General features: G+C 42.6%; 22 protein-coding genes. 8 read left to right on the top strand and 14 right to left on the bottom strand.

Annotation, left to right across the window (positions count from 1 at the left end; translation table 11 throughout):
* Positions 1-3 precede the first annotated feature (3 nt).
* The 5 genes from BBW65_RS00455 to BBW65_RS00440 are packed head-to-tail and all read left to right on the top strand — an operon-like array spanning position 4 to position 3,549.
* On the top strand, positions 4-1,080 hold the full coding sequence (locus BBW65_RS00455) for a glycosyltransferase family 10 domain-containing protein (RefSeq protein WP_066338296.1): 1,077 nt from the start codon (positions 4-6) through the stop codon (positions 1,078-1,080).
* Positions 1,077-1,853 (top strand): 5'/3'-nucleotidase SurE, encoded by a 777-nt coding sequence (gene surE / locus BBW65_RS00450; protein ID WP_066338294.1) that lies wholly within the window; start codon positions 1,077-1,079, stop codon positions 1,851-1,853. The genes BBW65_RS00455 and surE overlap by 4 nt, the downstream gene beginning before the upstream one ends.
* A complete protein-coding gene (locus BBW65_RS00445; protein ID WP_066338291.1) occupies positions 1,850-2,515 on the top strand; it encodes a tRNA threonylcarbamoyladenosine dehydratase in 666 nt (221 codons plus the stop codon). The genes surE and BBW65_RS00445 overlap by 4 nt, the downstream gene beginning before the upstream one ends.
* On the top strand, positions 2,516-2,656 hold the full coding sequence (locus BBW65_RS07830; RefSeq protein ID WP_199919438.1) for a hypothetical protein: 141 nt from the start codon (positions 2,516-2,518) through the stop codon (positions 2,654-2,656).
* Between the two features lie 2 nt (positions 2,657-2,658).
* Positions 2,659-3,549: a carbon-nitrogen hydrolase gene (locus BBW65_RS00440; RefSeq protein WP_066338289.1), complete on the top strand. Its 891-nt coding sequence runs from the start codon at positions 2,659-2,661 to the stop codon at positions 3,547-3,549.
* Here the strand turns inward: BBW65_RS00440 and BBW65_RS00435 are convergent.
* Together BBW65_RS00435 and BBW65_RS00430 are read right to left on the bottom strand one after the other, a co-directional pair.
* Entirely contained in the window at positions 3,546-3,941 is a 396-nt protein-coding gene (locus tag BBW65_RS00435) for a winged helix-turn-helix domain-containing protein (protein WP_066338286.1), read from the bottom strand. The two genes, BBW65_RS00440 and BBW65_RS00435, sit on opposite strands and share 4 nt — an antisense overlap.
* On the bottom strand, positions 3,934-5,313 hold the full coding sequence (locus BBW65_RS00430) for a Na+/H+ antiporter family protein (protein WP_199919483.1): 1,380 nt from the start codon (positions 5,311-5,313) through the stop codon (positions 3,934-3,936). The genes BBW65_RS00435 and BBW65_RS00430 overlap by 8 nt, the downstream gene beginning before the upstream one ends.
* A 201-nt stretch (positions 5,314-5,514) precedes the next feature.
* On the opposite strand from BBW65_RS00430, the gene BBW65_RS00425 reads away from it, so the two are divergent.
* Genes BBW65_RS00425 through BBW65_RS00415 form a run of 3 tightly spaced genes read left to right on the top strand, consistent with a single transcriptional unit; the run spans position 5,515 to position 8,570 of the window.
* Positions 5,515-6,774: a nucleotide sugar dehydrogenase gene (locus tag BBW65_RS00425; protein WP_066341707.1), complete on the top strand. Its 1,260-nt coding sequence runs from the start codon at positions 5,515-5,517 to the stop codon at positions 6,772-6,774.
* 13 nt (positions 6,775-6,787) lie between these two features.
* Positions 6,788-7,399, top strand: a complete 612-nt coding sequence (locus tag BBW65_RS00420; RefSeq protein ID WP_066338285.1) for a UPF0323 family lipoprotein — start codon at positions 6,788-6,790, stop codon at positions 7,397-7,399.
* A gap of 1 nt (position 7,400) precedes the next feature.
* Positions 7,401-8,570: a glutathionylspermidine synthase family protein gene (locus BBW65_RS00415; protein ID WP_066338283.1), complete on the top strand. Its 1,170-nt coding sequence runs from the start codon at positions 7,401-7,403 to the stop codon at positions 8,568-8,570.
* 1,043 nt (positions 8,571-9,613) lie between these two features.
* Here BBW65_RS00415 and fdhD read toward each other — a convergent pair.
* From fdhD to fliG, 12 genes are all read right to left on the bottom strand, one after another.
* On the bottom strand, positions 9,614-10,393 hold the full coding sequence (fdhD, locus tag BBW65_RS00400; RefSeq protein ID WP_066338275.1) for a formate dehydrogenase accessory sulfurtransferase FdhD: 780 nt from the start codon (positions 10,391-10,393) through the stop codon (positions 9,614-9,616).
* A gap of 64 nt (positions 10,394-10,457) precedes the next feature.
* Positions 10,458-12,065 (bottom strand): phosphoenolpyruvate--protein phosphotransferase, encoded by a 1,608-nt coding sequence (gene ptsP / locus BBW65_RS00395; RefSeq protein ID WP_066338273.1) that lies wholly within the window; start codon positions 12,063-12,065, stop codon positions 10,458-10,460.
* Positions 12,065-12,322 (bottom strand): HPr family phosphocarrier protein, encoded by a 258-nt coding sequence (locus BBW65_RS00390; RefSeq protein WP_066338271.1) that lies wholly within the window; start codon positions 12,320-12,322, stop codon positions 12,065-12,067. The genes ptsP and BBW65_RS00390 overlap by 1 nt, the downstream gene beginning before the upstream one ends.
* An 84-nt stretch (positions 12,323-12,406) precedes the next feature.
* Positions 12,407-14,302, bottom strand: coding sequence for a PTS fructose transporter subunit IIABC (locus BBW65_RS00385; protein ID WP_066338268.1), 1,896 nt, complete (start codon positions 14,300-14,302; stop codon positions 12,407-12,409).
* Positions 14,299-15,213, bottom strand: a complete 915-nt coding sequence (pfkB, locus tag BBW65_RS00380; RefSeq protein WP_066338265.1) for a 1-phosphofructokinase — start codon at positions 15,211-15,213, stop codon at positions 14,299-14,301. Before pfkB ends, BBW65_RS00385 begins: the two co-directional genes overlap by 4 nt.
* On the bottom strand, positions 15,210-15,386 hold the full coding sequence (locus BBW65_RS07825; protein ID WP_199919437.1) for a DUF5408 family protein: 177 nt from the start codon (positions 15,384-15,386) through the stop codon (positions 15,210-15,212). The genes pfkB and BBW65_RS07825 overlap by 4 nt, the downstream gene beginning before the upstream one ends.
* On the bottom strand, positions 15,376-16,125 hold the full coding sequence (locus BBW65_RS00375; RefSeq protein WP_066338254.1) for a metal ABC transporter solute-binding protein, Zn/Mn family: 750 nt from the start codon (positions 16,123-16,125) through the stop codon (positions 15,376-15,378). The genes BBW65_RS07825 and BBW65_RS00375 overlap by 11 nt, the downstream gene beginning before the upstream one ends.
* Positions 16,126-17,433 carry an SH3 domain-containing C40 family peptidase gene (locus BBW65_RS00370; RefSeq protein ID WP_199919436.1) on the bottom strand — a complete coding sequence of 436 codons (1,308 nt, stop codon included), beginning with the start codon at positions 17,431-17,433 and terminating at the stop codon, positions 16,126-16,128.
* Positions 17,417-17,752: an arsenate reductase family protein gene (locus BBW65_RS00365; RefSeq protein WP_233702055.1), complete on the bottom strand. Its 336-nt coding sequence runs from the start codon at positions 17,750-17,752 to the stop codon at positions 17,417-17,419. Before BBW65_RS00365 ends, BBW65_RS00370 begins: the two co-directional genes overlap by 17 nt.
* Complete coding sequence (gene dxs, locus BBW65_RS00360) at positions 17,752-19,596, bottom strand: 1-deoxy-D-xylulose-5-phosphate synthase (protein ID WP_066338249.1); 1,845 nt, start codon at positions 19,594-19,596, stop codon at positions 17,752-17,754. Before dxs ends, BBW65_RS00365 begins: the two co-directional genes overlap by 1 nt.
* A complete protein-coding gene (locus BBW65_RS00355) occupies positions 19,596-20,384 on the bottom strand; it encodes a FliH/SctL family protein (RefSeq protein ID WP_066338248.1) in 789 nt (262 codons plus the stop codon). Before BBW65_RS00355 ends, dxs begins: the two co-directional genes overlap by 1 nt.
* Entirely contained in the window at positions 20,368-21,399 is a 1,032-nt protein-coding gene (gene fliG / locus BBW65_RS00350) for a flagellar motor switch protein FliG (RefSeq protein ID WP_199919435.1), read from the bottom strand. Before fliG ends, BBW65_RS00355 begins: the two co-directional genes overlap by 17 nt.
* Positions 21,400-21,406 lie beyond the last annotated feature (7 nt).

Raw genomic sequence — 21,406 nt, 5'->3', positions numbered from 1 at the left:
TTGATGCAAGAAATCAAAGTGCGTATTGTCGGAGATTATAGCAATGAACAAATCATCTCTTGGCTCAAGCAACAATCTCATCTTGGTGATTGCTCTTATTATTCCAAGGGCTATAAAATCCTTTATACAACACAAGATATTCCAACAGATTACACAATCCTAATCAATAAAGTCAATCAAGACACACCCGTGCAAAGCTCATCCATTTGGGGGATTCAACAAGAACCCTTCATTCCGGGACATTTCAAATACATTATTCCTTTCAAAAATGAGTTTGCAAAAAACCCCGAAACTTATGCACAATGCTCAAAGGTTTTTGCCTTTGTTCCAGAGCTTTTAGAATGTGATTCCAAATTTATTCCCTCCCCGCCCTATCTATATTGGCTCGTTGATGGATGGAAACGCACCCTAAACTTTCAAGAGATCAAACATTTACACTTAGAAAAAAACAAAGAAATTTCTTGTATCGCTAATACTGACAAAAAAGCTTTTCCCGGTCATATCCAAAGATCAGAATTTGTCAATTTTTTGAAAACCACCCAACTTCCAATTGATTATTTTGGAGGAGAAAAAAAACACAACACTATCCCAACAAAACTAGAAGCATTGCAAGATTACCGCTACTCTATTGCGATTGAAAACAGCTCAACGCCATTTTATTTCACAGAAAAAATTACAGATTGTTTTCTTGCAGGATGTATGCCCTTTTATTATGGTGCAGAAAATATCGCTGATTTTTTTCCAAAAGAATCTTTTGTTTGGATTGACATTACAAAACCACAAGAAGCACAAAAAATCATTCAATCTGTGCTCAAAGATAAGCTTTGGGAAAAGAATCAAGATTTTATCCTTGAGGCGCGTCGCAGAGTTTTGGAAGATTATAATTTTTTACAAGCAATGGGAGAAAAAATCATTCAACACTTCCAAACTCTACCCCCCCCCTCACACACATCAAACAAAACTAACACAATCATCAAAGGTTACAAAAGAAGCTTTGGGATTAGCGTTCTACGCAATCTGCAACGGCTTATTTTTATTCTTTTGCAACCATTTCGATTTTTTATCAAGGAGAATTCTTGAAAACAATACTACTCACCAATGATGATGGCTTTGATTCAGAGGGCTTGCTCGCACTCAAAGAAGCTCTGCAGGATTTGGCACATATCGTTGTCGTTGCACCAGCGTGTGAAAAATCTGCCTGTGGTCACGGATTGACACTCAATGAACCACTCAAACTCATTCAAACCGCACAAGATTTTTACAAACTCGACAATGGAACTCCAAGTGATTGCATTTATTTGGCATTACGCACACTATTTCAGAACCAGAAGCCTGATTTGGTTATCTCAGGGATCAATCTTGGATCCAATATGGGTGAAGACATCACTTATTCGGGCACGGTGGCGGGAGCAATGGAGGGGGTGATTTATGGAGTCCCATCTATCGCTATCTCACAAGTACTCAAAAACCACAACAAACATCACGCCGATTTTTCTCTAGCTCAAGAAGTCATCACAACGCTTGTCCAAAAAATTTTTCAAAACCAATTTCCACTCTCTGAACGCAAACTCCTAAATGTCAATATCCCCAATGCCACACAACACAAAGGATTGCAAATCACGCAAACAGGCTATCGCCTTTACAACAACGATGCTCAAAAAAACAAAAATCCTAGAGGAGAAGAGTATTTTTGGCTCGGTTTGCATCCACTCAAGTGGCAACAAAGAGCGGACGCTATGACAATCTCAGACTTTGAGGCGATAGAAAAAGGTTGCGTTTCTATCACCCCAATCACTCTTGATCTCACAAGCTATAAAGATTTAAAAACTTTGGAAGGATGGATACAGCAATGAATATAGATCGTTACACACGCAGTAGAATCATTTTTGGAGAACACTTTGAAACCATGCAAAAAACAAAAGTGTTGATTTTTGGAGTTGGGGGAGTTGGGGGATATGCCATTGATGCCTTGTATAGAAGCGGGGTTACGCAACTCACTATTGTTGATAAAGATCGTTTTGATGTGACCAACCAAAACCGCCAAATCGGATCAGAATCTGTCGGTGAAATCAAAGTAGAAGTTTTGGCAAAACTTTATCCGGGCATCACGCCAATCCACATGCAAGTGGATGCTGAGTCGTTGCAAACCCTTGATTTTGATTCTTATGATTATATTGTTGATGCCATCGATGACATTCCTGCCAAAATCCTCCTTGCACAAAAAGCACAAGGCAGACGCTTTGGGACCTATATCAGCTCTACAGGAAGTGCCAAAAAACTCAATCCTCTATTGATTCAGGTGTCTAGCATTTGGAAAAGCCATGGAGATAAATTTGCCAGAAAATTAAGAGACAACCTCAAAAAACAACGCTTTAGAGGTAATTTTAAAGTAATATTTTCAGATGAGATTCCAAACTGCAAACCTCTGGGCAGTTGCAATGTTGTGACAGGCAGTTTTGGTTTGCAAATCGCTAGTGAGATTTTACGCGACATCAAAGCTCAACAAGGAGAATAAATGGCTTACGAAGAAGAATTAGAGGAACTAGAAGAACTAGAATACGAGGAAGACTATCTTGATGATGAAGAGGGGAACGACTATTATCAAGGATACGATGAGGATGATTATCAGAATCCCGATAGCGATTATGAGGAATGATAATGTATGCCAAACGCATTGTTTCCACCGCACTCATCCAACAAGCCTTTCACCATACCAAACCCCAAACTCTTGAACACACCAAACATCTGATTCTAGAGGCATCGAGCAATGGTGCAGAGCTTGTCATCTTGCAAGAGTTGCACACGCAAGAATATTTCTGCCAAAGCGAAAACACGCATTATTTTGATTATGCTTTAAGCTTTGAAGAGGATATAGAGTTTTTTTCCACTCTTGCCAAAGAAGCTCAAGTGGTTTTGGTAACCTCTCTTTTTGAAAGACGCTCAGCAGGTCTATACCACAACACCGCAGTTGTTTTTGAAAAAGATGGCAGCATTGCAGGAAAATACCGCAAAATGCACATCCCCGATGATCCTGGATTTTATGAGAAATTTTACTTCACACCCGGGGATTTGGGCTTTGAGCCGATTCAAACAAGTGTGGGCAAACTAGGCGTTATGATTTGTTGGGATCAGTGGTATCCTGAAGGTGCAAGGATTATGGCTCTCAAAGGAGCAGAGATCCTTATCTATCCCACAGCAATCGGATGGTTTCCAAGCGACGATGAAGAAGAAAAAACACGTCAAAGAGAAGCGTGGATTGCCGTGCAAAGAGGGCACGCGATTGCCAATGGACTTCCGACAATCGCAGTCAATCGCGTAGGTTTTGAAAAAGACAAGAGTGGAGTGATAGAGGGGATTTTGTTTTGGGGCTCAAGCTTTGCCTTTGGGGCTCAAGGAGAACTACTCACGATGGGCAGCACAGATCAAGAGGAAATCCTTTATACGCACCTTGATCTTTCTAGGAGTGAGGAAGTGCGTCGTATTTGGCCCTTTTTGCGTGATCGACGCATTGAATCTTATACAGAGATTTTGAAGCGTTATTGCTATTAGTGATCTTTTGCCCTAAGTTGTTGTAATAAAACTTCGATCTTGCAATCTAGTGCGTCAAGATCTTTGCATTCATCAAATTGGGCGAAAAATTCTTCTTTGAGTGCCTCAAGCTTTGTGAAAACCTCAATCGCCCTCTCGCCCTCAGATGTCAAAGAAGTTCCACCACCTCCACGCCCACCACTATTGCTTGAAACAAGTGGCACTCCCCCCAAATCTTTGATATGATTGAGATTGTCCCAAGCAGCCTTGTAGCTCATATACATTTTTTTTGCACCCTTAAGAATCGAGCCTTCTTTGTGAATCTGTCGCAAAAGCTCAACACGCCCCTTGCCCAAATAATTCACGCCATCTTTTTTGATCCAGACACGAGAGCAGACTTTAAAATCAGCCATTGAGCCAAACTGCCCCTACCACACCAACAACAATCAAAGAAGTGTTATAGACCAAAAATGTCGGCACACAGGTATCCCAAATATGATTGTGCTGTCCATCAGCATTGAGACCAGATGTCGGACCCAATGTGCTATCACTCGCAGGAGAACCACTATCACCCAATGCCCCAGCAATACCCACAAGCAAAATAATCGCACTTGTGCTAAATCCTAGAGCCAACCCCAAAGGACAGAAAATCGTTGCAATGATTGGGATTGTCCCAAAAGAAGTCCCAATCCCCATTGTGATCAGCAATCCAATCACAAGCATCAACAAAGCCGACAATACCTGATTGCTCATCAATCCCGCCGTTTCATTGACCAAAAGTCCGATAGAGCCACCTTCTTGCAAAACACTCGCATAGCCAGAAGCCACAAGGACGACAAAAGCGATAAAACTCATCATTTTCATTCCGCCATCCATCACTTCATTGACCTCATCATAAACAATCCCCTTGCTAACAATCATTGTCAATAAACCCACCAATGCCCCCAAAAACAAAGAATCAGAGAAATACTGCACGGCAAAAGTTACAAACACCCCAAACAACACTCCATAATCCCTTCCATCCATCGACACATTTATCTCTTGCAAATTCCTCTTTTCTGCACGCGTTTGGATATAGTTTCTAGGCTTAGCATACAAAACAAAAATCGCCACAAACAGACCCACCACCATCGCAACCCCACCAATCCACATCACAGAGGCAACATCAGACAATGTGACTTCTACACCATTTTGCTTCAAACTATCACGAATGATTGTGTGAAAAATCAAACCAAACCCAAAAGGCAAGGCGATATAAGGAGCTTGCAAACCAAAAGACAAAGCAGAAGCAACAGCACGCCTATCAAGCTTCATACGATTCATCAAAGCTAGAAATGGAGGAATCAACACAGGAATAAAGGCAATATGCACAGGGATCAGGTTTTGGGAAAAACAAGCAATCAACGCAATCCAAAGGCAAAAAAGACTCTTGTGGTTTCCGATCAATGGAGTAACGCGATAGATGAGAATGTGCGTCAGATGACTACGCCCAATCGCACAAGCAATGCCACCAAGCAAAATATAGCTCAAAGCCACTTCAAGATTTCCTGACATTCCTTTGATAAACACTTTCATTGTTTTTTCCAAAGTTTGCCAATACACTCCGAGCATTTCATAGCCAAACCCTTGAGTTTGATAGATTTGATGCACTACCTGAAAGTCTGCCAAACTCAAGATTCCAGCCAACATTGCAGAAAAAATGATGGATAGCATCACATTGAAACGCATTAGACATAGCACAGACATCAAAAGTATCGAAACAACAACAGGATTTGTCAAAATCATCACCTTGCAATCTCCAAAGTTTTTTCTCACATTCTACCAAAACATCAAATGTTTGCACACTATTTAAAAATATTTCAACCCTGCAGTTTTGGAATCTATGATTTGAAACAAGCTTGGGCTTCATATAACATACGATCGTGTTTTGCAATCGATACCAAAAATCAAGTTATAATTTCCAAAATCAATCATTTGGATTATGTGATGACAAAAAAAATCGCAATTATTGGCTTAGGCTATGTCGGACTCCCGCTTGCTATCGAATTTGCAAAACGCTACGAAACTCTAGGCTTTGATATCAACCCCCAGCGGATCAAAGAGCTCAAATCCCACTATGACAAAACCAACTCTATTTCAAAACAAGAATTCAAAGAAGCCCAACACCTTACTTTTTGCCAAAATATTAACGCACTCAAAATTGCCCAAATCTACATCATCACCGTTCCAACCCCCCTAGATTCAAACAAAAATCCCGATATTTCCATTTTGCTCCAAGCCTCCCAAATGATTGCACCCCTTTTGGACAAAGGCGACATCATCATCTACGAATCCACCACATACCCCACCTGCACACGCCTTGACTGCGTGCCAATCTTGGAGCAATACTCCTCTTTAAAATACAATATTGATTTTTTTGTAGGCTATTCCCCAGAACGCATTAATCCGGGGGATCACACACGCAAACTCCCTCAAATCAAAAAAATCACAAGTGGAAGCACCCCCCAAATCGCTCAAGAAATTGATGAGCTTTATCAGAGTATCATCACAGCAGGCACCTACCTTGCCCCAAGTATCGAGGTGGCAGAATGTGCCAAAGTGCTTGAAAACTCCCAAAGAGATCTCAACATCGCCCTAGTCAATGAGCTAGCCCTCATTTGTGATCGTCTCAATATCCCAACCCATCAAGTCTTAGAAGCAGCCCAAACCAAATGGAACTTTTTGCCCTTTACGCCCGGACTTGTCGGAGGGCATTGTATCAGCGTCGATCCCTATTATCTCACGCACAAAGCTCAAGCTCTAGGCTACCACTCCAAAGTCATAGCTTCTGCAAGATACATCAACGATGCGATGCCCCACTTCATCGCCTCTAAACTCATCAAACTCCTCACCCAGCAAGACATTAAGATCCTAGGCTCAAAAGTTTTGATTCTAGGGATCACATTCAAAGAAAACTGCAACGACATTCGCAACTCCAAAGTCTTTGATGTGATTACAGAGCTAGTGAGCTATGGTTGTGAAGTGTTTGTTTTGGATCCACTTGCAGAGAGCCAAGAAGTCTATTTGATTCAGCAAAATTTCCACTTCTACAGCCACCACTCCCAACTCACAGGGCAGTTTGACGCCCTACTTGGTGCAGTCGCACATTCCCAATTTCAAGGAATCGAGTTTTCTGAGTTTTTACATTCCAAAAGTATGATTTTTGACCTCAAAGGAATGTTAAAATTTTCACACGCAAGACTATAATCAAGGAGCCACGATGAACAAACATTGTAGAAAAATTTCAGATTTTGCGATGATTGGGGGATTGAGTGCAGTCGCACTGATTGCACTCGCCGGATGTGAGAACAACCCCACACCCCCACAAAATCCAACTAGCAATCTTGAAACCCTCAAGAAAAAGGGGGCTTTTGTCATCTTAGAAGAGCAACCCAATGGGAGCTACAAGATCGCAGAAGAATATCCAAGCGATCATACAAGAGTGATTGTGCGAGACAAAAATGGCACAGAGAGAATCCTCTCTCAAGAAGAGATTGATCAGCTCATCAAAGCAGAAGAAGTCAAAATCGATAATGGCACAAGCACCCTCACCAACGCACAAGCTCAAGAGGGTGGAGGAGGATTGGGGCTTGGTGGAGCATTGCTTGCAAGTGCAGCAGGGGCGATTCTAGGGAGCTACATCGGCAACAAACTTTTCAACAACCCCACCTACCAACAAAACCAAATGAGAAACTACAAATCCCCCCAAGCCTACGAACGCAGCAAAAACAGCTTCAACTCTACAAACAAAGCCTTGCCCGCCAAAACTAGCTCAGGCAAAAGTGGATTTTTTGGAGGCAACTCCACGCAACGCTCAAATTTTGGAGGATAAAATGCAAATCATTCAAGGCAAAACACTAGACACCCAGACTTTGGAGGCATTGGGGTGCGAATGGCATACAGATCTAGACAACACAGCCTACATCTCAAATGAAATCATTCAGATCACACAAGCAGAGGCTGATGCCTACTACCAAGCAGGAAACACCCTCTATGATATGTATATTGAGGCAAGTGAATATGTCATCAAAAATGATTTGTTTTTTGAGCTTGACATTCCCCCAACTCTCATTGAACCTATCATTCAAAGCTTTGAGGAAGAAGTGCATTGGCATATCTATGGACGCTTTGATTTTGCAGGGGGGCTTGATGGCAAACCGATCAAACTCTTAGAGTTCAATGCCGACACCCCCACAATGCTCTATGAAACTGCAGTGATTCAGTGGGCAATCCTCAAAGCCAACGGAATGGATGAAAATCTCCAATTCAACAATCTTTTTGAGAGCATTGGACAAAATTTCCAGAGAATGATCACGCTAGGTGCAGACATCAGCCAATTTGAAACACTCTATGAGGGGTGGAAAATCCTTTTTTCTAGTATCAGAGGAAGCATTGAGGAAGAACGCACGGTGCGATTTTTGCAAGAGATTGCCACCTCTTATGGATTCCAAACAAACTTTTGCTTTGTTGATGAGGCATTTTTGGATTCAAACAATGGCATAGGCTTTGATGGCACAAATTATGAGTTTTGGTTCAAACTCATTCCTTGGGAAGACATCGCAATCCAAGAGCCAGAAATGGCATTGCTCATCAAAGAAATGATGCAAAACAAAAACACCATTTTCCTCAACCCAGCCTACACCCTACTCTTCCAGAGCAAAAGAATGCTCAAAATCCTTTGGGACTTATTCCCCAACCACCCACTTTTGCTTGAAACTTCTTTTGAACCACTAGGCAAAAAACAAGTCAAAAAACACGCCTTTGGTCGCGAGGGAGCAAATGTCCAAATCCTAGATTCCAATCTCTCCATTATCTCAAGCCAAGAGGGGATTTATGCCAACCACAAACCCATCTATCAAGAATTCTACGAGCTAAACTCTCATCAGGGAAGCTTTTATCAACCCAATGTTTTCTTTGCTTACGAATCTTGTGCTTTGGGCTACCGCAAAGGTGATGCCATCATCGATAATTATTCCAAATTTGTCAGCCATTGCATAATCTAATCAACTCCTATCCTTTGGTACCCCAAAGGGCGTGGAATCTTTTTCAAACACTATTTGCCAATACTTTGGGCTTAGCTTGATTCTGTTCATTCTATTCATTCTGTTGTTGAAGTTGGCTTGAGAGGTTGTGCTCTTTGGTGATTCCAGAATCCCTAGGGCTTTCTTTGCAAGTTGGCTTGAGTGAAGCACACTTCTTGGCGTTTCTTGATTTGTTTGCTAGTTTTTGAAATTGGTTTTGCAGAAGCACACTCTTTAATGATTCTGGAATCTCTTAGATTCTCTTTTTGGGGAGTTGCTTTTGCCAAAGCACGCTTTCTAGTCACCAAATCCAACTTTGCTTTTTTCTCTATAAGGGGGACAAGGGGGTTTATTGCGAGGCACCCCCCTTATCCCCCTTAAAATCCCCCAAACCCCTGCCCGCTTTTTGTGTGGCAACCCAACGATAGAGTGCAATATTTGAGTTTGATTCTTGTTTGGTGGTTTTATTGTTTTTGATTTGAATTGATTCTTGATTCTTTGGATTCTTTGGAATCTTTGTGAAAAGTTTTGGTTTTGATTTTTAGTATCTCTTTGCAAACTCTCAAAAAACTCTAAAAAACACAAAACCCTCACTATTTCAATATAAGCACAAACAATTGCTTCCCAAACCAACCTTGTAGAACCAAAAAAGATTCCAAGTCAATGTAATCTTGAACGAGCCTTGCTAATGCAATGCTGGGGTGATGGGGGTTGTTAAGGGGGATAAGGGGAACGCTTGCTATAAGTTCCCCTTGACCCCCTTAAGAGAGATCCTAGGGGATTCTAGAATTGTATAAAGGGTGGTTTACTCAAGGCAAGATTAAAAAAGTTTCAAACCAACCTTTAAAACATCACAAAGTCACCCTTTCCCCCAAGGTAACTCAAAGCAAGAGAATCTTAGAGATTTCGGAATTGCCAAAAGAACATCGCTCCACAAACCAACCAAAGAATCACAGAATCAAACTAATCACAAACTTCACAAAACATTAACAATGCCAAATTAATCTACAACGAGGCTTTGCCAACTAGCTCCTAATCCTTGAGTGGTGTGTGTAGATATTCATATTTTTTCCGCGTGCAAATCCACAGAGCGTGACTCCGTGCTTCTGTGCAGTTTGCACTCCCAAAAAAGTGGGTGCAGTGCGTGAAATCACGATAGGAATATGGTGCATTACAGCCTTGATCACCATTTCAGAGCTCAAACGACCACTTACGATCAAAACCCCTTCTTGTGGCAAATCCCCACGCATTCTAGCCATTCCACACACTTTGTCAATCGCATTATGCCTCCCAATATCCTCACTACTCAAACTCTTGCCATCTGCAAAAAGCAACATTGCTTTATGCACGCACCCTGTTTGCAAATACAACTCGCTATCCCGATAAAAAACACGCACTTGCTCCAAAAGCCACCCACCCTCCAAACACAAATCACTCGTGTTGAACTCCACCTCCACTTCATTCCCTACATTCCCACTCACACCCCCACCACAACCAGAAACTAGCGTTTTTTCTTTGTAGAGATTTTTGAGATTGTTGGCATTGATTTTTGCTTGCATAAAGACATCAAGCCCATCTGTGCTCACTTCAACACTCTCTACATCAGAAATATTGGCAATCACACCCTCGCTCAGCAAAAACCCAATCATATGCGCCTCCTGATTTTGCGGTATGCACATTGTGGAAATGATTTTTTCACCATTGAGATGGAAATTGACCCTTTGTTCCAAAATCACTACATCTTCTCTGCCCCCAATCTCCCCATCTTCAAAACGCATAATATTGATTTTTTTTAGCACATTCATTTTTGCTCCTCTGTTTGCATTGACCCCCAAGACTCTACGGCAAATATCCTAGAGACACCCAAACCTAATCCTCAAAATCAAGGATTTTTTGACGCATTGGCAAAATCATCTTTGGGGACACTGACAGCTCATCAAACCCCAAACGCAAAAGCTCTTCTAGCACATCAACATCACTTGCCATTTCTCCACAAATCCCCACCCAAATCCCCTGCTTGTGGGCATTCTCAATCACCTGTGCAAACATTCTTTTGAGTGCTATATCAAAGCTTTGATGGTAGTTTTCTATTTTGGGGTTTTGGCGATCTAGGGCAAAGGTGTATTGAGCCAAATCATTGCTTCCAATACTAAAAAAATCAACTTCTGCTGCCAATTCTTGAGCAATCATCACAGAGGCTGGGGTCTCAATCATTACCCCAATCTCCACCTGATCATCAAACGCAACTCCTGCGTCCCTAAGCTCTTGTTGCACCTCCCCAATCATCGCTTTGATTCTCCGAATCTCCCACACTGCAATAATCATTGGAAACATAATAGCAAGCTTTCCATACACACTAGCACGATACAAAGCCCTAAGCTGAGTTTTAAAGATTTCTATTTCATTGAGGCAGATTCTAATCGCACGATAACCCAAAGCAGGATTTTCCTCACGATCAAGATTGAGATAATCAATGCGTTTATCCGCCCCAATATCAAGAGTTCGCACAATCACACGCCTATTTTCCATCATCTCTAGCACTTCTTTGTAAATCTCAAATTGCTCTTGTTCTGTAGGCAAATTTGTGCGTGAAAGATATAAAAACTCACTTCTAAAAAGCCCAATGCCCTCCGCTCCATTATCCAAAGCAGTCTTTGCATCTTCCAAGCCACCAATATTGGCATAGAGTTTGATCTCTTTGCCATCTTTGGTGCAAGTTTTTGTTTGTTTGAGCTTGAGCAATGCAGATTGTTTCTCCCTCTCCTGCTCTTGGAGTTTTTGATATTTTTGCAAGACTTCTTGAGATGGTGCGATGATGAGCTGTGCTTCATTGGCATCCAAAATCGCCATCTCCCCATCCCATTCTGATTCAATTTGAATCTGATTGATCGCTGGGATTCCCATCGTCCTTGCCATAATCGCAGTATGGGAGCAACTAGAACCCTCTTGAGTGATCAGAGCCAAAAAACAATTCCGATTCATTTTGAGTGTTTGCGATGGCGTCAAATCCATAGCGACAATCAAAGAAGGCTCTGTGATCTCTTGGTGCTCCACTCCATCAAGCACATCAATCATCTGATTGCAAATATCGCAGACATCCGCACTTCTTGCCTGCATATAGCTATCTTCCATAGCCAAAAACAAACTAGAAAAATAATCCCTAGCTTGTGAGATCGCCTCTTTTGCCCCAAGATCTTGCTGGATTTTTTCTACAATCATCTCTTCCAAATCCAAATCTTGTAGCATCATTGTGTGGGCTTCAAACACATAGGCTTCCTCTTCCCCAATCTCCTCAAGTGCCTTCAGACGCAAACGCTCGATCTGCTCTAGTGTTTTCTCTCTTGCAGATTGAAATTTCTCTCGCTCTTGCTTGGGGGATTCTTTGTGATAATCTGTGCCACCACCTCCACAAGAAACAACAGCGATTTTGCCGATAGCGATTCCCCCGACGACTTTCTCGCCTCTAAAAGTATGCATTAAAAATGTTCTTGCAAAAATATTTGAAGTGCTTGATAGGCACTCTCTTCATCCGCCCCCTCAATCTCGAAGCGTAGCTCTTCTCCACACTTTGCCCCCAAGCTCATCACGGCTAACATTCTTTTGGCATCTACCTTTTTATCGCCCTTGCAAAGCATAATCTGAGAGCTAAACTCCCCTGCTTTTTTCACCAATACCCCTGCAGGTCTTGCGTGTATCCCTTGAGGATCTGTGATAATTTTGACAATCTCTTTCATCTTTTCTCCGATTTTTGAAATATTTAAATGCTTTGATTCTAGCATTTTTTGCGATTTGGCGATCTCAAATCAATCCCACCAAACTCATGACTCCACTGCTGGAATCTTCTTTTTGAGTATGCCAAGCAAACAAGCCCCAATCAATGAGCCCACAAACAACGATAAAAGATAATACCCCACAGATTTCACCACAGGGAAAACAAAAATCCCTCCGTGTGGGGCTCGCAATTCACAACCAAAATACATCGACATTCCTCCAGCGACTGCTGAACCAACGATACAAGAGCCAAGCACTCTCAAAGGATCGGCTGCGGCAAATGGGATCGCCCCCTCTGTGATAAAAGAAAAGCCCATCACAAAATTAGTCGGTCCGCTCTTTCTCTCTTGAGGAGTGAATCTTGAGGGAAACAATAATGTCGCAATAGCGATAGCCAAAGGTGGCACCATTCCCCCAACCATCACAGCCGCCATAATGTCATAATTTTCTGAAGCAATACCTGCCACCCCAAACACATAAGCCGCCTTATTGATAGGACCTCCTAGATCTGTTGCCATCATCGCCCCAAGCAACATGCCCAAAAGCACTTTCCACTCTCCACTCATTGAGTTCAATCCACTATTAAGCATTTGATTGAGATACCCCACAGGTGGCTCTACAACAAACAACATCAATACCCCCACAAGCAATGTCCCAAAAACAGGATAAAACAAAATCGTTTTGAGTCCATCTAGTGAAGAGGGCAATAGCTCAAAAGCCTTTTTGAGCCACAAGATAAGATACCCTGCCAAAAATCCAGCCAACAAAGCTCCTAGAAATCCTGATTGTCCATTCCCTGCGATTGCTCCACCGACAAACCCTACAAGCAACGCAGGACGATCGGCAATGCTTTGAGCAATAAAAGCAGACAAAATAGGGAGCATAAAACCAAAGGCAAGTTTTCCAAGATTCATCAAAAATGACGCGAGTTCATTGTTGCTACCAAAAGCTTTTTTCACCCCATCACTTGCGTTTTGCATATCCACAAACAACCCATCAACCAAAAATGCCAAAGCGATCAAAATCCCACCAGCCACCACAAAAGGTAGCATATGCGATACTCCATTCATCAAATGCTTATAGATACGATTGCCCTCTTTGGAAGTGCTTTGCTCTCCCAAACTTTCCGCTTGATAAATCTCGACATTCCCTCCCAAAGCCTCATCAAGCAACTCTTTGGGGCGATAGATTCCATCAGCAACCTTGCAAAAAATCACCTTTTTTCCCCTCAAACGCCCTAGTGGCACCTGCGTATCTGCAGCCACGATCACAGCTGAAGCGTTTTGGATGTCTTGACTGCTCAATTCGTTTTTGACTCCACTAGATCCACGCGTTTCGACTTTGATCTGCACACCCATTTCCCGAGCTTTGTCTTGCAATGCCTGTGCAGCCATATATGTATGTGCGATCCCTGTAGGACACGCGGTAATGGCGATGATTTGAGCTTCTTTTGCCACACATTCCTGCTGATTTTCCACCGCATCTATTTCGTTTTGTGCTTTATCAATGATTGACAAAAACTCCTCTTTGCTTGAAGCCCCAATCAAATTCTGCACAAAATCCCCTTTCATCAACAATTCTGAGAGTTTGCTCAAAATGACAAGATGCTCCTCTGCACCACCCTCTGGTGCTGCAATCATAAACAGAAGCTCGACATTTTCTCCATCAAAACTCTCAAACTCCACTCCACCTCTAAACACCATCGCCGCCAATGTCGCCTTTTTGACACTTGAGCTTTTGGCGTGAGGGATTGCGACCCCCTCTCCAATCCCTGTGCTTCCCTCGCTCTCACGCTTCAAGACAGCCTGATGGTATGAAGCGACATCATTGAGGTTTCCACTTTTGGCGACCAAATCCACAGCACTTGCAATCGCACTTTTTTTATCCACAGCACTTGCATTCAAATCAATGCTTTGCAAACACAACAAATCAGTAATCTTCATTTGACTTCCTCCATTTTTTTCAAAATATTTTGCACATCTTCTAGTGTCCCAAACCCTTGAGCAAAGGCACTCGCACTTCCACAAGCAATAGCATACCTAAAAGCAAACGCATAATCTTGGGTTTGCAACCAACCTGCCACAAAACCTGCAACCATACTATCCCCTGCCCCCACAGAATTGACAAGCCGTCCTTGAGGAGCTTTGAGCGTGAAAAATTCATTGTTCTCTGTAAGCATCACAGCACCATCTCCTCCCAAAGAGATGATGACATTTCTTGCCCCCTGCTCCTGTAGCCTCAAGGCGTATTGTTGCAAAGAATCATATTGGATTTCTTCTTGAAAATAACTTTGCAATTCACTCAGATTGGGCTTAACCAAAAAAGGTCTCCAAGAGAGAGCTTCACGCAACGCCACCCCTTGTGCATCTAGAATCACCAAAAGATTTTTAGCCTCCAACTCTTGCATAATCTCTGCATAAATCCCCTGCTCCACCCCACAAGGAACACTCCCTGCCAAAACCAAAATAGAGTGATTTTCTATTTGTTCTAATTGTTGTTTGAGACGCCCTAGATCCAAATCCCCCACTTCAAACCCTGAAGCATTGATTTCTGTCTCTTCTGTTTGGGTGTGCAGTTTGACATTGATACGCGTATGCCCCTTTTCAAGCATCACAAAACGGCAATCTAGCCCTTTTTGCTCCAAGCGATTGCAAATCTCTTGCCCACTAAATCCAGCTAGAAACCCAAGCACAACGCTCTCTATCCCCAAATTCTGAAGCATTAATGAGACATTGATCCCCTTGCCACCTGCAAACAGGCAAGAATCCTCCACACGATTTGTCTTGCCACACTCCAAAGCCTTGAGATTCAAAATATAATCCAAAGAGGGGTTGAGCGTGAGTGTATAAATCATTGTTTGCCCTTTAAGTCTTGCACTTGTTTTTCCAAGCTCTCAAGCTTGTGGCTCATCATTGCTGTAGAGTCAATCTGAATCATCAACACATAAAGTGTCAATAAACTCACAAAGACACAGAAAAACACGCAGAAAATTGCGATTTTGATTGCACGATTGTTACTATTTTGCATTGTGATTCCTTGCGATATTTTGAGTGAGTTCCATCATCATTCCCCTCCAATCTTTGGCAAAAATATCAACGATGATTTTGGGATTTGCATAGTTCTTAGCCTTCAAATCCTCAAAGGGAATGCAATAGATATTGTATTGTCTTGGGAATTTTTGCTCTGTGGATAAATCATAACTATCCAACCCAAACTCTTTGACATAATCCCCCCAGATCCTCTGATCTCCGATCACCATACGACCACTTAGAGGATCGGCAAAAACTGATTGAATCTGCCCTTTTAGCTCATCGAGCTCTTGTTTGAATTGCTCAAGATTGCGTTTGTAGTTTTGGGCATTCTTGAGATCTATGATTCTTAATAGATGTGCGATTTTTTCTGCCTGTTCCTTGATTGCATCAACTGACAACCAAGAATAGCAAAACGCAGAGTGGCAAGGGGTTTCAGCAAAATTCAAAACACGCAATGCCGGATTGATATTGACAAAACGCTCCAACCACCTACGCTCAAACAAAGCCCCTGAAGCAATATAAATTTTGAAATCTTTGATTTCTTTGACTTGAGCGGAATTGGGGGTATAGGTATAGGGATTTTTGTTGGGTGGCACTATGATTTTGATCTCCACAAAACTCCCACCAATTTTCTCCACGATATAGGCATAAGGTGCGATACTTACGCCCACTTTGACTTGAAAATCATTGGCAAACAACGAAAGGGCAAACAGACACAACCACACCAAACGCATCTAAAACCCTTGAAGTTCTTGATCTAATCGATTGATCACTTTGATACGATCTCCAAGCGTCAATGCACGCGAAACATAGCCATTGAACTCATTGCCGGGCTTGAGTGTCGTGATGACAACCCCCCCAAGCTTATGCTCTCTTTTGCCAAATGCGTCTTGAGTCTGCACGCTCCAAGCACTATGAGCCACCATAATATCACCCTTAGAATCTCTACCGATATACATCATAATATGCCCATTGAGCCAAAAAATCGTGGCAAAAGGCTGTGCGTTTTCAATGATGATTTTGCGTTTTTCTTCCATTGTGAGATGTTCTACGCGGATTTGATGAGTCCCATACTCCCCTTGAGCCTTAGAATTGCGAGGTAGATAAAGTCCGAAGTTTGCATAAATATCGCGGACAAAAGCCGAACAATCCCTATCTTCATACATACCACCCCAGCCATATTTCTGCCCCACCAAATCATTGATATATCCTGCCACCGCCACTTGAGAAAAAGCCTGTGGAAACGAGTGGAAATCATCGGTTTTGATAGGGAGTTTGATCATTTTCAAATGCCCATCAGATTTTCTCAAAAACCCCCACACCTGCTTTTCCCCCGCCATCACAAAAAGTTTGCCGATCCGTGCTTGTGTCGCAAACGCCCCATTGCGTTCATAGAGATTGAAATCATCGCGATTTGGCATCACAAAGGCTTTGGATTGTTCAAGTTGTTTGATTTGTGCAGAATCAATCAGTGCCAAATCGCTCACTTCCACCCAACCATAGACAAACTCTGTCTGAATGTGTGCGAAACGCTTGGTGCTGTCATAGTGGGTGATCAGCACAGGAGTGCCATAAAAAATCAATGAATTCTGCCACCGATCAAAAGGATAGCCATTGGGTTTGGAAAACCTTGGCTTGAGCGTTGGCACAGCTCTTACATTTGTATCTTTAGTGATGATTGCTTTTTGCATCGCATTGGGATAAGTCTCGATTTGCATTTGTTGCAAAAGACTCTGTGTGTCTTTTTGGTCAAATTTTTCTAGATTATGGCTATAGCCCAAATTTTTTTTCAACGAAGTTTGGATCCAAAACACTTCATCGATGTTTGGATTGGGCTTCAAATCCCCAAATGGTGCAAAAAACTTAGCAAGATAGACTTCTTTAAGTTTCTGGATCTGCTTAGCATTGTTCTGAGGTTTTTGATCTGTGACATAGAGCATCGCATCTTGAGGGAGCTTCAGATCTGCGATCTCTTGATCTTTGTGCTCAGAACAAGCATACAAAAAAAGCACTGCGATACAAAGACTACAAAATCTCTTCATACTTTTGCTCATCAAAACCAAAATACACCTCCTCATCTTTTTCCAAAATCGGACGCTTGATGAGGGTGGGATACTCACACATCATCGCGATTTTTGCATCCAGACTTAGATTCTTATCTTTGAGTTGCAAATCCCTATAGGTTTTGCCTTTGACATTGAGCACGATGTCTATACCGACTTGCTGCACCCACTGCCCGATCTGTGCGGCACTTGGAGGATTTTTTTTGTAATCGATAAACACATAGGCTATGTTTTTACGCTCCAACACCTCCAAAGCCTTTTTGACACTTTGGCAATTTTTGATACCCCAAACTTTCATCACTCACTCCTTTTGTAACCACAAATCTCTTTGATGCGTTGTGACAATCTCTGTGTCGATAGCCCTAGCATTTCTTCGACCACCCCACTCTCTCCGTGCTCGACAAACCGATCGCCCACCTCCAAACTCCAGACTTTTTTCCCACAAGATTCCATAATCGCACTTCCCACCCCACCAAGTAGATAGCTATCACTCAAAACAAAAGTAAAAGCGTGTGCATCAAGCAAAGATTCTAGCCCCTCCTGATCCAAAGGCTTCACAAAACGCAAATCCACCAGTGTCACACCGATGTTTTCTTTTTGCAACTCTTGTGCCACAAGCCACCCACGCCCCACGCCATTGCCATACCCGATCAACAACACAGAGGGCTGTTGGCTTTGATACAAAACCTCAAGCTTCCCGATTTCAAATGGAGTCGGAGCAAACACCCCTTCTGCCAAAGCGAAGCGATTGCGTGGATATCTAAACGCACAAGGTGCCTCTTTGACATTTGAAGCAAACAAAACCGCTTCTTTGAGAGTGGCATTGTCCCTTGGGGCAAAAACAATCATATTGGGGATAGAACGCAGATACGCCACATCAAGCAAACCTTGATGTGTTTCACCATCCTCACCCACAATCCCTGCACGATCGATTGCAAACACCACAGGTAGAGACAAAATGCTTGTATCGTGGATGATCTGATCATAAGCTCTTTGCAAAAAAGTCGAATAAATCGCCACAAAAGGCTTGAATCCACATTTAGCCATACTTGCCATCGAAGTGACCCCGTGTGCTTCTGCGATCGCCACATCCCAAAAACGCTCAGGAAACGCATCGATCAAAGCATTCATTCCCGTGCCACTTGGCATAGCAGCTGTGATCCCCACCACATCTTCACGCTCTTGAGCCAATTGGAGCAAAGCTTCAGAAAAAGTGCGTGTCGGGGTGATAGATGAGCTTTTGGCACTTTTGCCACTTTGCAAATCAAAAGGCGAGACGCCATGCCAGTTCTCCAAATGTCCCTCTGCGATTTTATACCCCTTCCCCTTGAGCGTTTGTGCGTGGATAATCACTGGAGCATTGATCTCTTTTGCTTTTTTGAGAGTTGTGACAATCTCCTCTAGATTGTGTCCATCAATCGGACCGATATAATTCAATCCAAGTTCCTCAAAAATAACACCCGGTGAAATCAGCTTGAAAGCCTCTTCAAATTTGCGTGCCATATAAGTCGCACTCTCAGGCATTTTGGAGAGAATCTTTTTGAGATTGCTCTTGAAACTTTGGCACAACGGACTTGCAATCATTTGAGACAAACAGCGACTGATCGCTCCGATAGGTTTGCTGATACTCATCTCATTATCATTCAAAATAATAATCATCGGATATTTTCTCTCGCCCAATTCATTCAGTGCTTCATACACCAACCCCGAACTCATCGCACCATCACCAATCAAAGCAATGGGGATTTTGGATTCTTGACGCAGGGCAAACGCTTTGGCACAACCAAGTGCTAGGGAAATAGAAGTAGAGCTATGCCCTGTGATGAAATAATCGCTCAAAGATTCTTTGGGGCTAGGGAAACCACTCATCCCTCCAAACTGCCGCAAAGTCTCAAACTCCTCCCACCTCTTAGTCAAAAGCTTGTGAGCATAGGCTTGATGCCCCACATCAAAGATAAAAGGATGAACCTCACAATCAAACACCTTGTGCATCGCAACAATCAACTCCACAGCCCCCAATGTCGAGCTCAAATGCCCTCCATTGCGTGAAACAACCTCCAAAATCCTATCGCGAATCTGTTGGGAGATTTGCTCCAAAACCGCGATGTCTGCGTTGGCGATTTGTTGATGAGTCCAATCCATCACAGACCTTTTTCATCAAGTAAGCTTTGCTTGAGATGTTTATAACGCGACAAAATACTCCCATCAAAATTGGCATAAGCAGAATTGATGACAACCCCGCCTTTTCCCACAGAAGGATCAGCCACAAACTCAACTTGCCGAGTCCCCTCTATCCTTTCTTGTAGATGATTCAAATCAAGAGGATTGACACGCAAAGTCACTGTGATATTTTCTGCGACAGGGGCTAGAAGCTCTTTGGCAAGGGTGAGTGCGATCTCTTGATGACGCTCTTGCACCTCTTGCAAAATCACCTCTTTGGCAATATCAAGAGCAATCACACTCAAATCTTTTTCAATCTCAGTGATACGCGTTTTGATTGCCGCCAAATGCTGATCTAACTCTTGGAGTGCCAAAACCACCCTTTGCTCTTGATGATCTTGTTCGATTTGCATTTTTTCTTTTGCCTTTTGTTCCCCCTCAAGCAACCCCTGCTGATAGGCACTCTGACGCACCGCCTCAAGCTCTTTGCCCTCCCCTTGATTCTGTGCTTCTATTTGTGTGCTCAAAGCAAGGATTTTTTCTTCTAGGAGCTTTTGCCCTTTGAGAAGTTCCTCTAGTTTTTCATTATCGATTTCTGGCACCTGCTGAGGAGCCGGAGGGGTATAAATCCCTTTTTCCTCGATCGCATTGACAAGCTCGGGCTCTTTTTCGATATTGCGGAACTCATACTTTTTGATGATATGCCCCTCTTGCATTTCCCCGGCAATATAGTTATTCTCTTCAAAACTCTCGTTATTCAACAACTTCATCTCCATCACCTATTTGAATTAATCCTTGATCTGCTAGTGATTGCACCATCTCTGCGATTTTTCTCTGTGAGGCTTCTACATCTTTGAGCTTCACAGCACCCAAAAATTGCATTTCTTCAATGAACTGCTCGGCAGCACGCTGGGACATATTGGAAGTGAATTTTTCTTTGAGCTCATCTGTTGCGGTTTTGAGTGCCAAAGTCAAATCTTTTTTATCTACGACTTTGAGAATCTCGCGGATCGCACTATTGTCTAGATTGACAATGTCGTTGAAAGTAAACATCATTTCTTTGATCATACTTGCCAAACTCTTATCCACTTTTTCGATATGCTCAATCGTAGTGACAGCAGCCTTTTGTCCCAATTTGTTGAACACTTCTGCCACAGTTCTTGGACCACCCACCTCGATTTTGTAACTTGTCAATGCGTCAAGCCTGTTTTCAAGCACCGTGGAGACCCTTTTGACAATACTTGGGGAAATATCCCCTAGATTTGCCATTCTTATTGCGATTTCGGCTTTGGCATCATCAGAAAAATAGCTAAGCGTTTGGGCTGCACTTGCAGAATCCATGTGAGCCAAAATCAAAGCCACGGTTTGTGGATGCTCATTGATGATGAAGTTGGCAAGTTGTTGAGGCTTGACTTTGGCAAGGTAGCTGAAATTCTGCGAGGTTTGCATTGTTTTGGAAAGCTTGTCAATGATTCGCTTAGCCTCCTCTTGTCCCAACGCTTTGGTCAGAATCTCTCGTGCATAGTCAAAACCACCACTGCTGATGTATTGATTGGATTGGAATATTGCAAAAAATTCTTCCAAAACCGCTGCACCTATCGCTCGATCTGTCCCATTCATCAAAGCAATATGCTTGGACACCTCCGTCACAGCCTCTGTATCCAAATAATGCAAAATATCACTTGTGACTTCATCCCCCATTTGCAACAACAAAATAGCGATCTTTTCAGACATTGACAAATCATCAAACTGCTCTTTTTGGCGTGGAGTTAAATTTGCCATCACTGCTCCT

Origin of the sequence: Helicobacter enhydrae (genome assembly GCF_001693335.1) — a bacterium.
Classification (GTDB): Bacteria; Campylobacterota; Campylobacteria; order Campylobacterales; family Helicobacteraceae; genus Helicobacter_G; species Helicobacter_G enhydrae.
Note: the sequence above shows the minus strand (reverse complement) of the source record. Positions and strands in the feature narration are given on the sequence as shown.

Bases quoted from the DNA above. Each gene is read 5' to 3' on its own strand.
- BBW65_RS00455 (WP_066338296.1), top strand. From the start codon at position 4: ATGCAAGAAATCAAAGTGCGTATTGTCGGAGATTATAGCAATGAACAA.
- BBW65_RS00445 (WP_066338291.1), top strand. From the start codon at position 1,850: ATGAATATAGATCGTTACACACGCAGTAGAATCATTTTTGGAGAACAC.
- BBW65_RS07830 (WP_199919438.1), top strand. From the start codon at position 2,516: ATGGCTTACGAAGAAGAATTAGAGGAACTAGAAGAACTAGAATACGAG.
- BBW65_RS00440 (WP_066338289.1), top strand. From the start codon at position 2,659: ATGTATGCCAAACGCATTGTTTCCACCGCACTCATCCAACAAGCCTTT.
- BBW65_RS00435 (WP_066338286.1), bottom strand. From the start codon at position 3,941: ATGGCTGATTTTAAAGTCTGCTCTCGTGTCTGGATCAAAAAAGATGGC.
- BBW65_RS00430 (WP_199919483.1), bottom strand. From the start codon at position 5,313: ATGATTTTGACAAATCCTGTTGTTGTTTCGATACTTTTGATGTCTGTG.
- BBW65_RS00425 (WP_066341707.1), top strand. From the start codon at position 5,515: ATGACAAAAAAAATCGCAATTATTGGCTTAGGCTATGTCGGACTCCCG.
- BBW65_RS00420 (WP_066338285.1), top strand. From the start codon at position 6,788: ATGAACAAACATTGTAGAAAAATTTCAGATTTTGCGATGATTGGGGGA.
- BBW65_RS00415 (WP_066338283.1), top strand. From the start codon at position 7,401: ATGCAAATCATTCAAGGCAAAACACTAGACACCCAGACTTTGGAGGCA.
- fdhD (WP_066338275.1), bottom strand. From the start codon at position 10,393: ATGAATGTGCTAAAAAAAATCAATATTATGCGTTTTGAAGATGGGGAG.
- ptsP (WP_066338273.1), bottom strand. From the start codon at position 12,065: ATGCATACTTTTAGAGGCGAGAAAGTCGTCGGGGGAATCGCTATCGGC.
- BBW65_RS00390 (WP_066338271.1), bottom strand. From the start codon at position 12,322: ATGAAAGAGATTGTCAAAATTATCACAGATCCTCAAGGGATACACGCA.
- BBW65_RS00385 (WP_066338268.1), bottom strand. From the start codon at position 14,302: ATGAAGATTACTGATTTGTTGTGTTTGCAAAGCATTGATTTGAATGCA.
- pfkB (WP_066338265.1), bottom strand. From the start codon at position 15,213: ATGATTTATACACTCACGCTCAACCCCTCTTTGGATTATATTTTGAAT.
- BBW65_RS07825 (WP_199919437.1), bottom strand. From the start codon at position 15,386: ATGCAAAATAGTAACAATCGTGCAATCAAAATCGCAATTTTCTGCGTG.
- BBW65_RS00375 (WP_066338254.1), bottom strand. From the start codon at position 16,125: ATGCGTTTGGTGTGGTTGTGTCTGTTTGCCCTTTCGTTGTTTGCCAAT.
- BBW65_RS00370 (WP_199919436.1), bottom strand. From the start codon at position 17,433: ATGAAGAGATTTTGTAGTCTTTGTATCGCAGTGCTTTTTTTGTATGCT.
- BBW65_RS00365 (WP_233702055.1), bottom strand. From the start codon at position 17,752: ATGAAAGTTTGGGGTATCAAAAATTGCCAAAGTGTCAAAAAGGCTTTG.
- dxs (WP_066338249.1), bottom strand. From the start codon at position 19,596: ATGGATTGGACTCATCAACAAATCGCCAACGCAGACATCGCGGTTTTG.
- BBW65_RS00355 (WP_066338248.1), bottom strand. From the start codon at position 20,384: ATGAAGTTGTTGAATAACGAGAGTTTTGAAGAGAATAACTATATTGCC.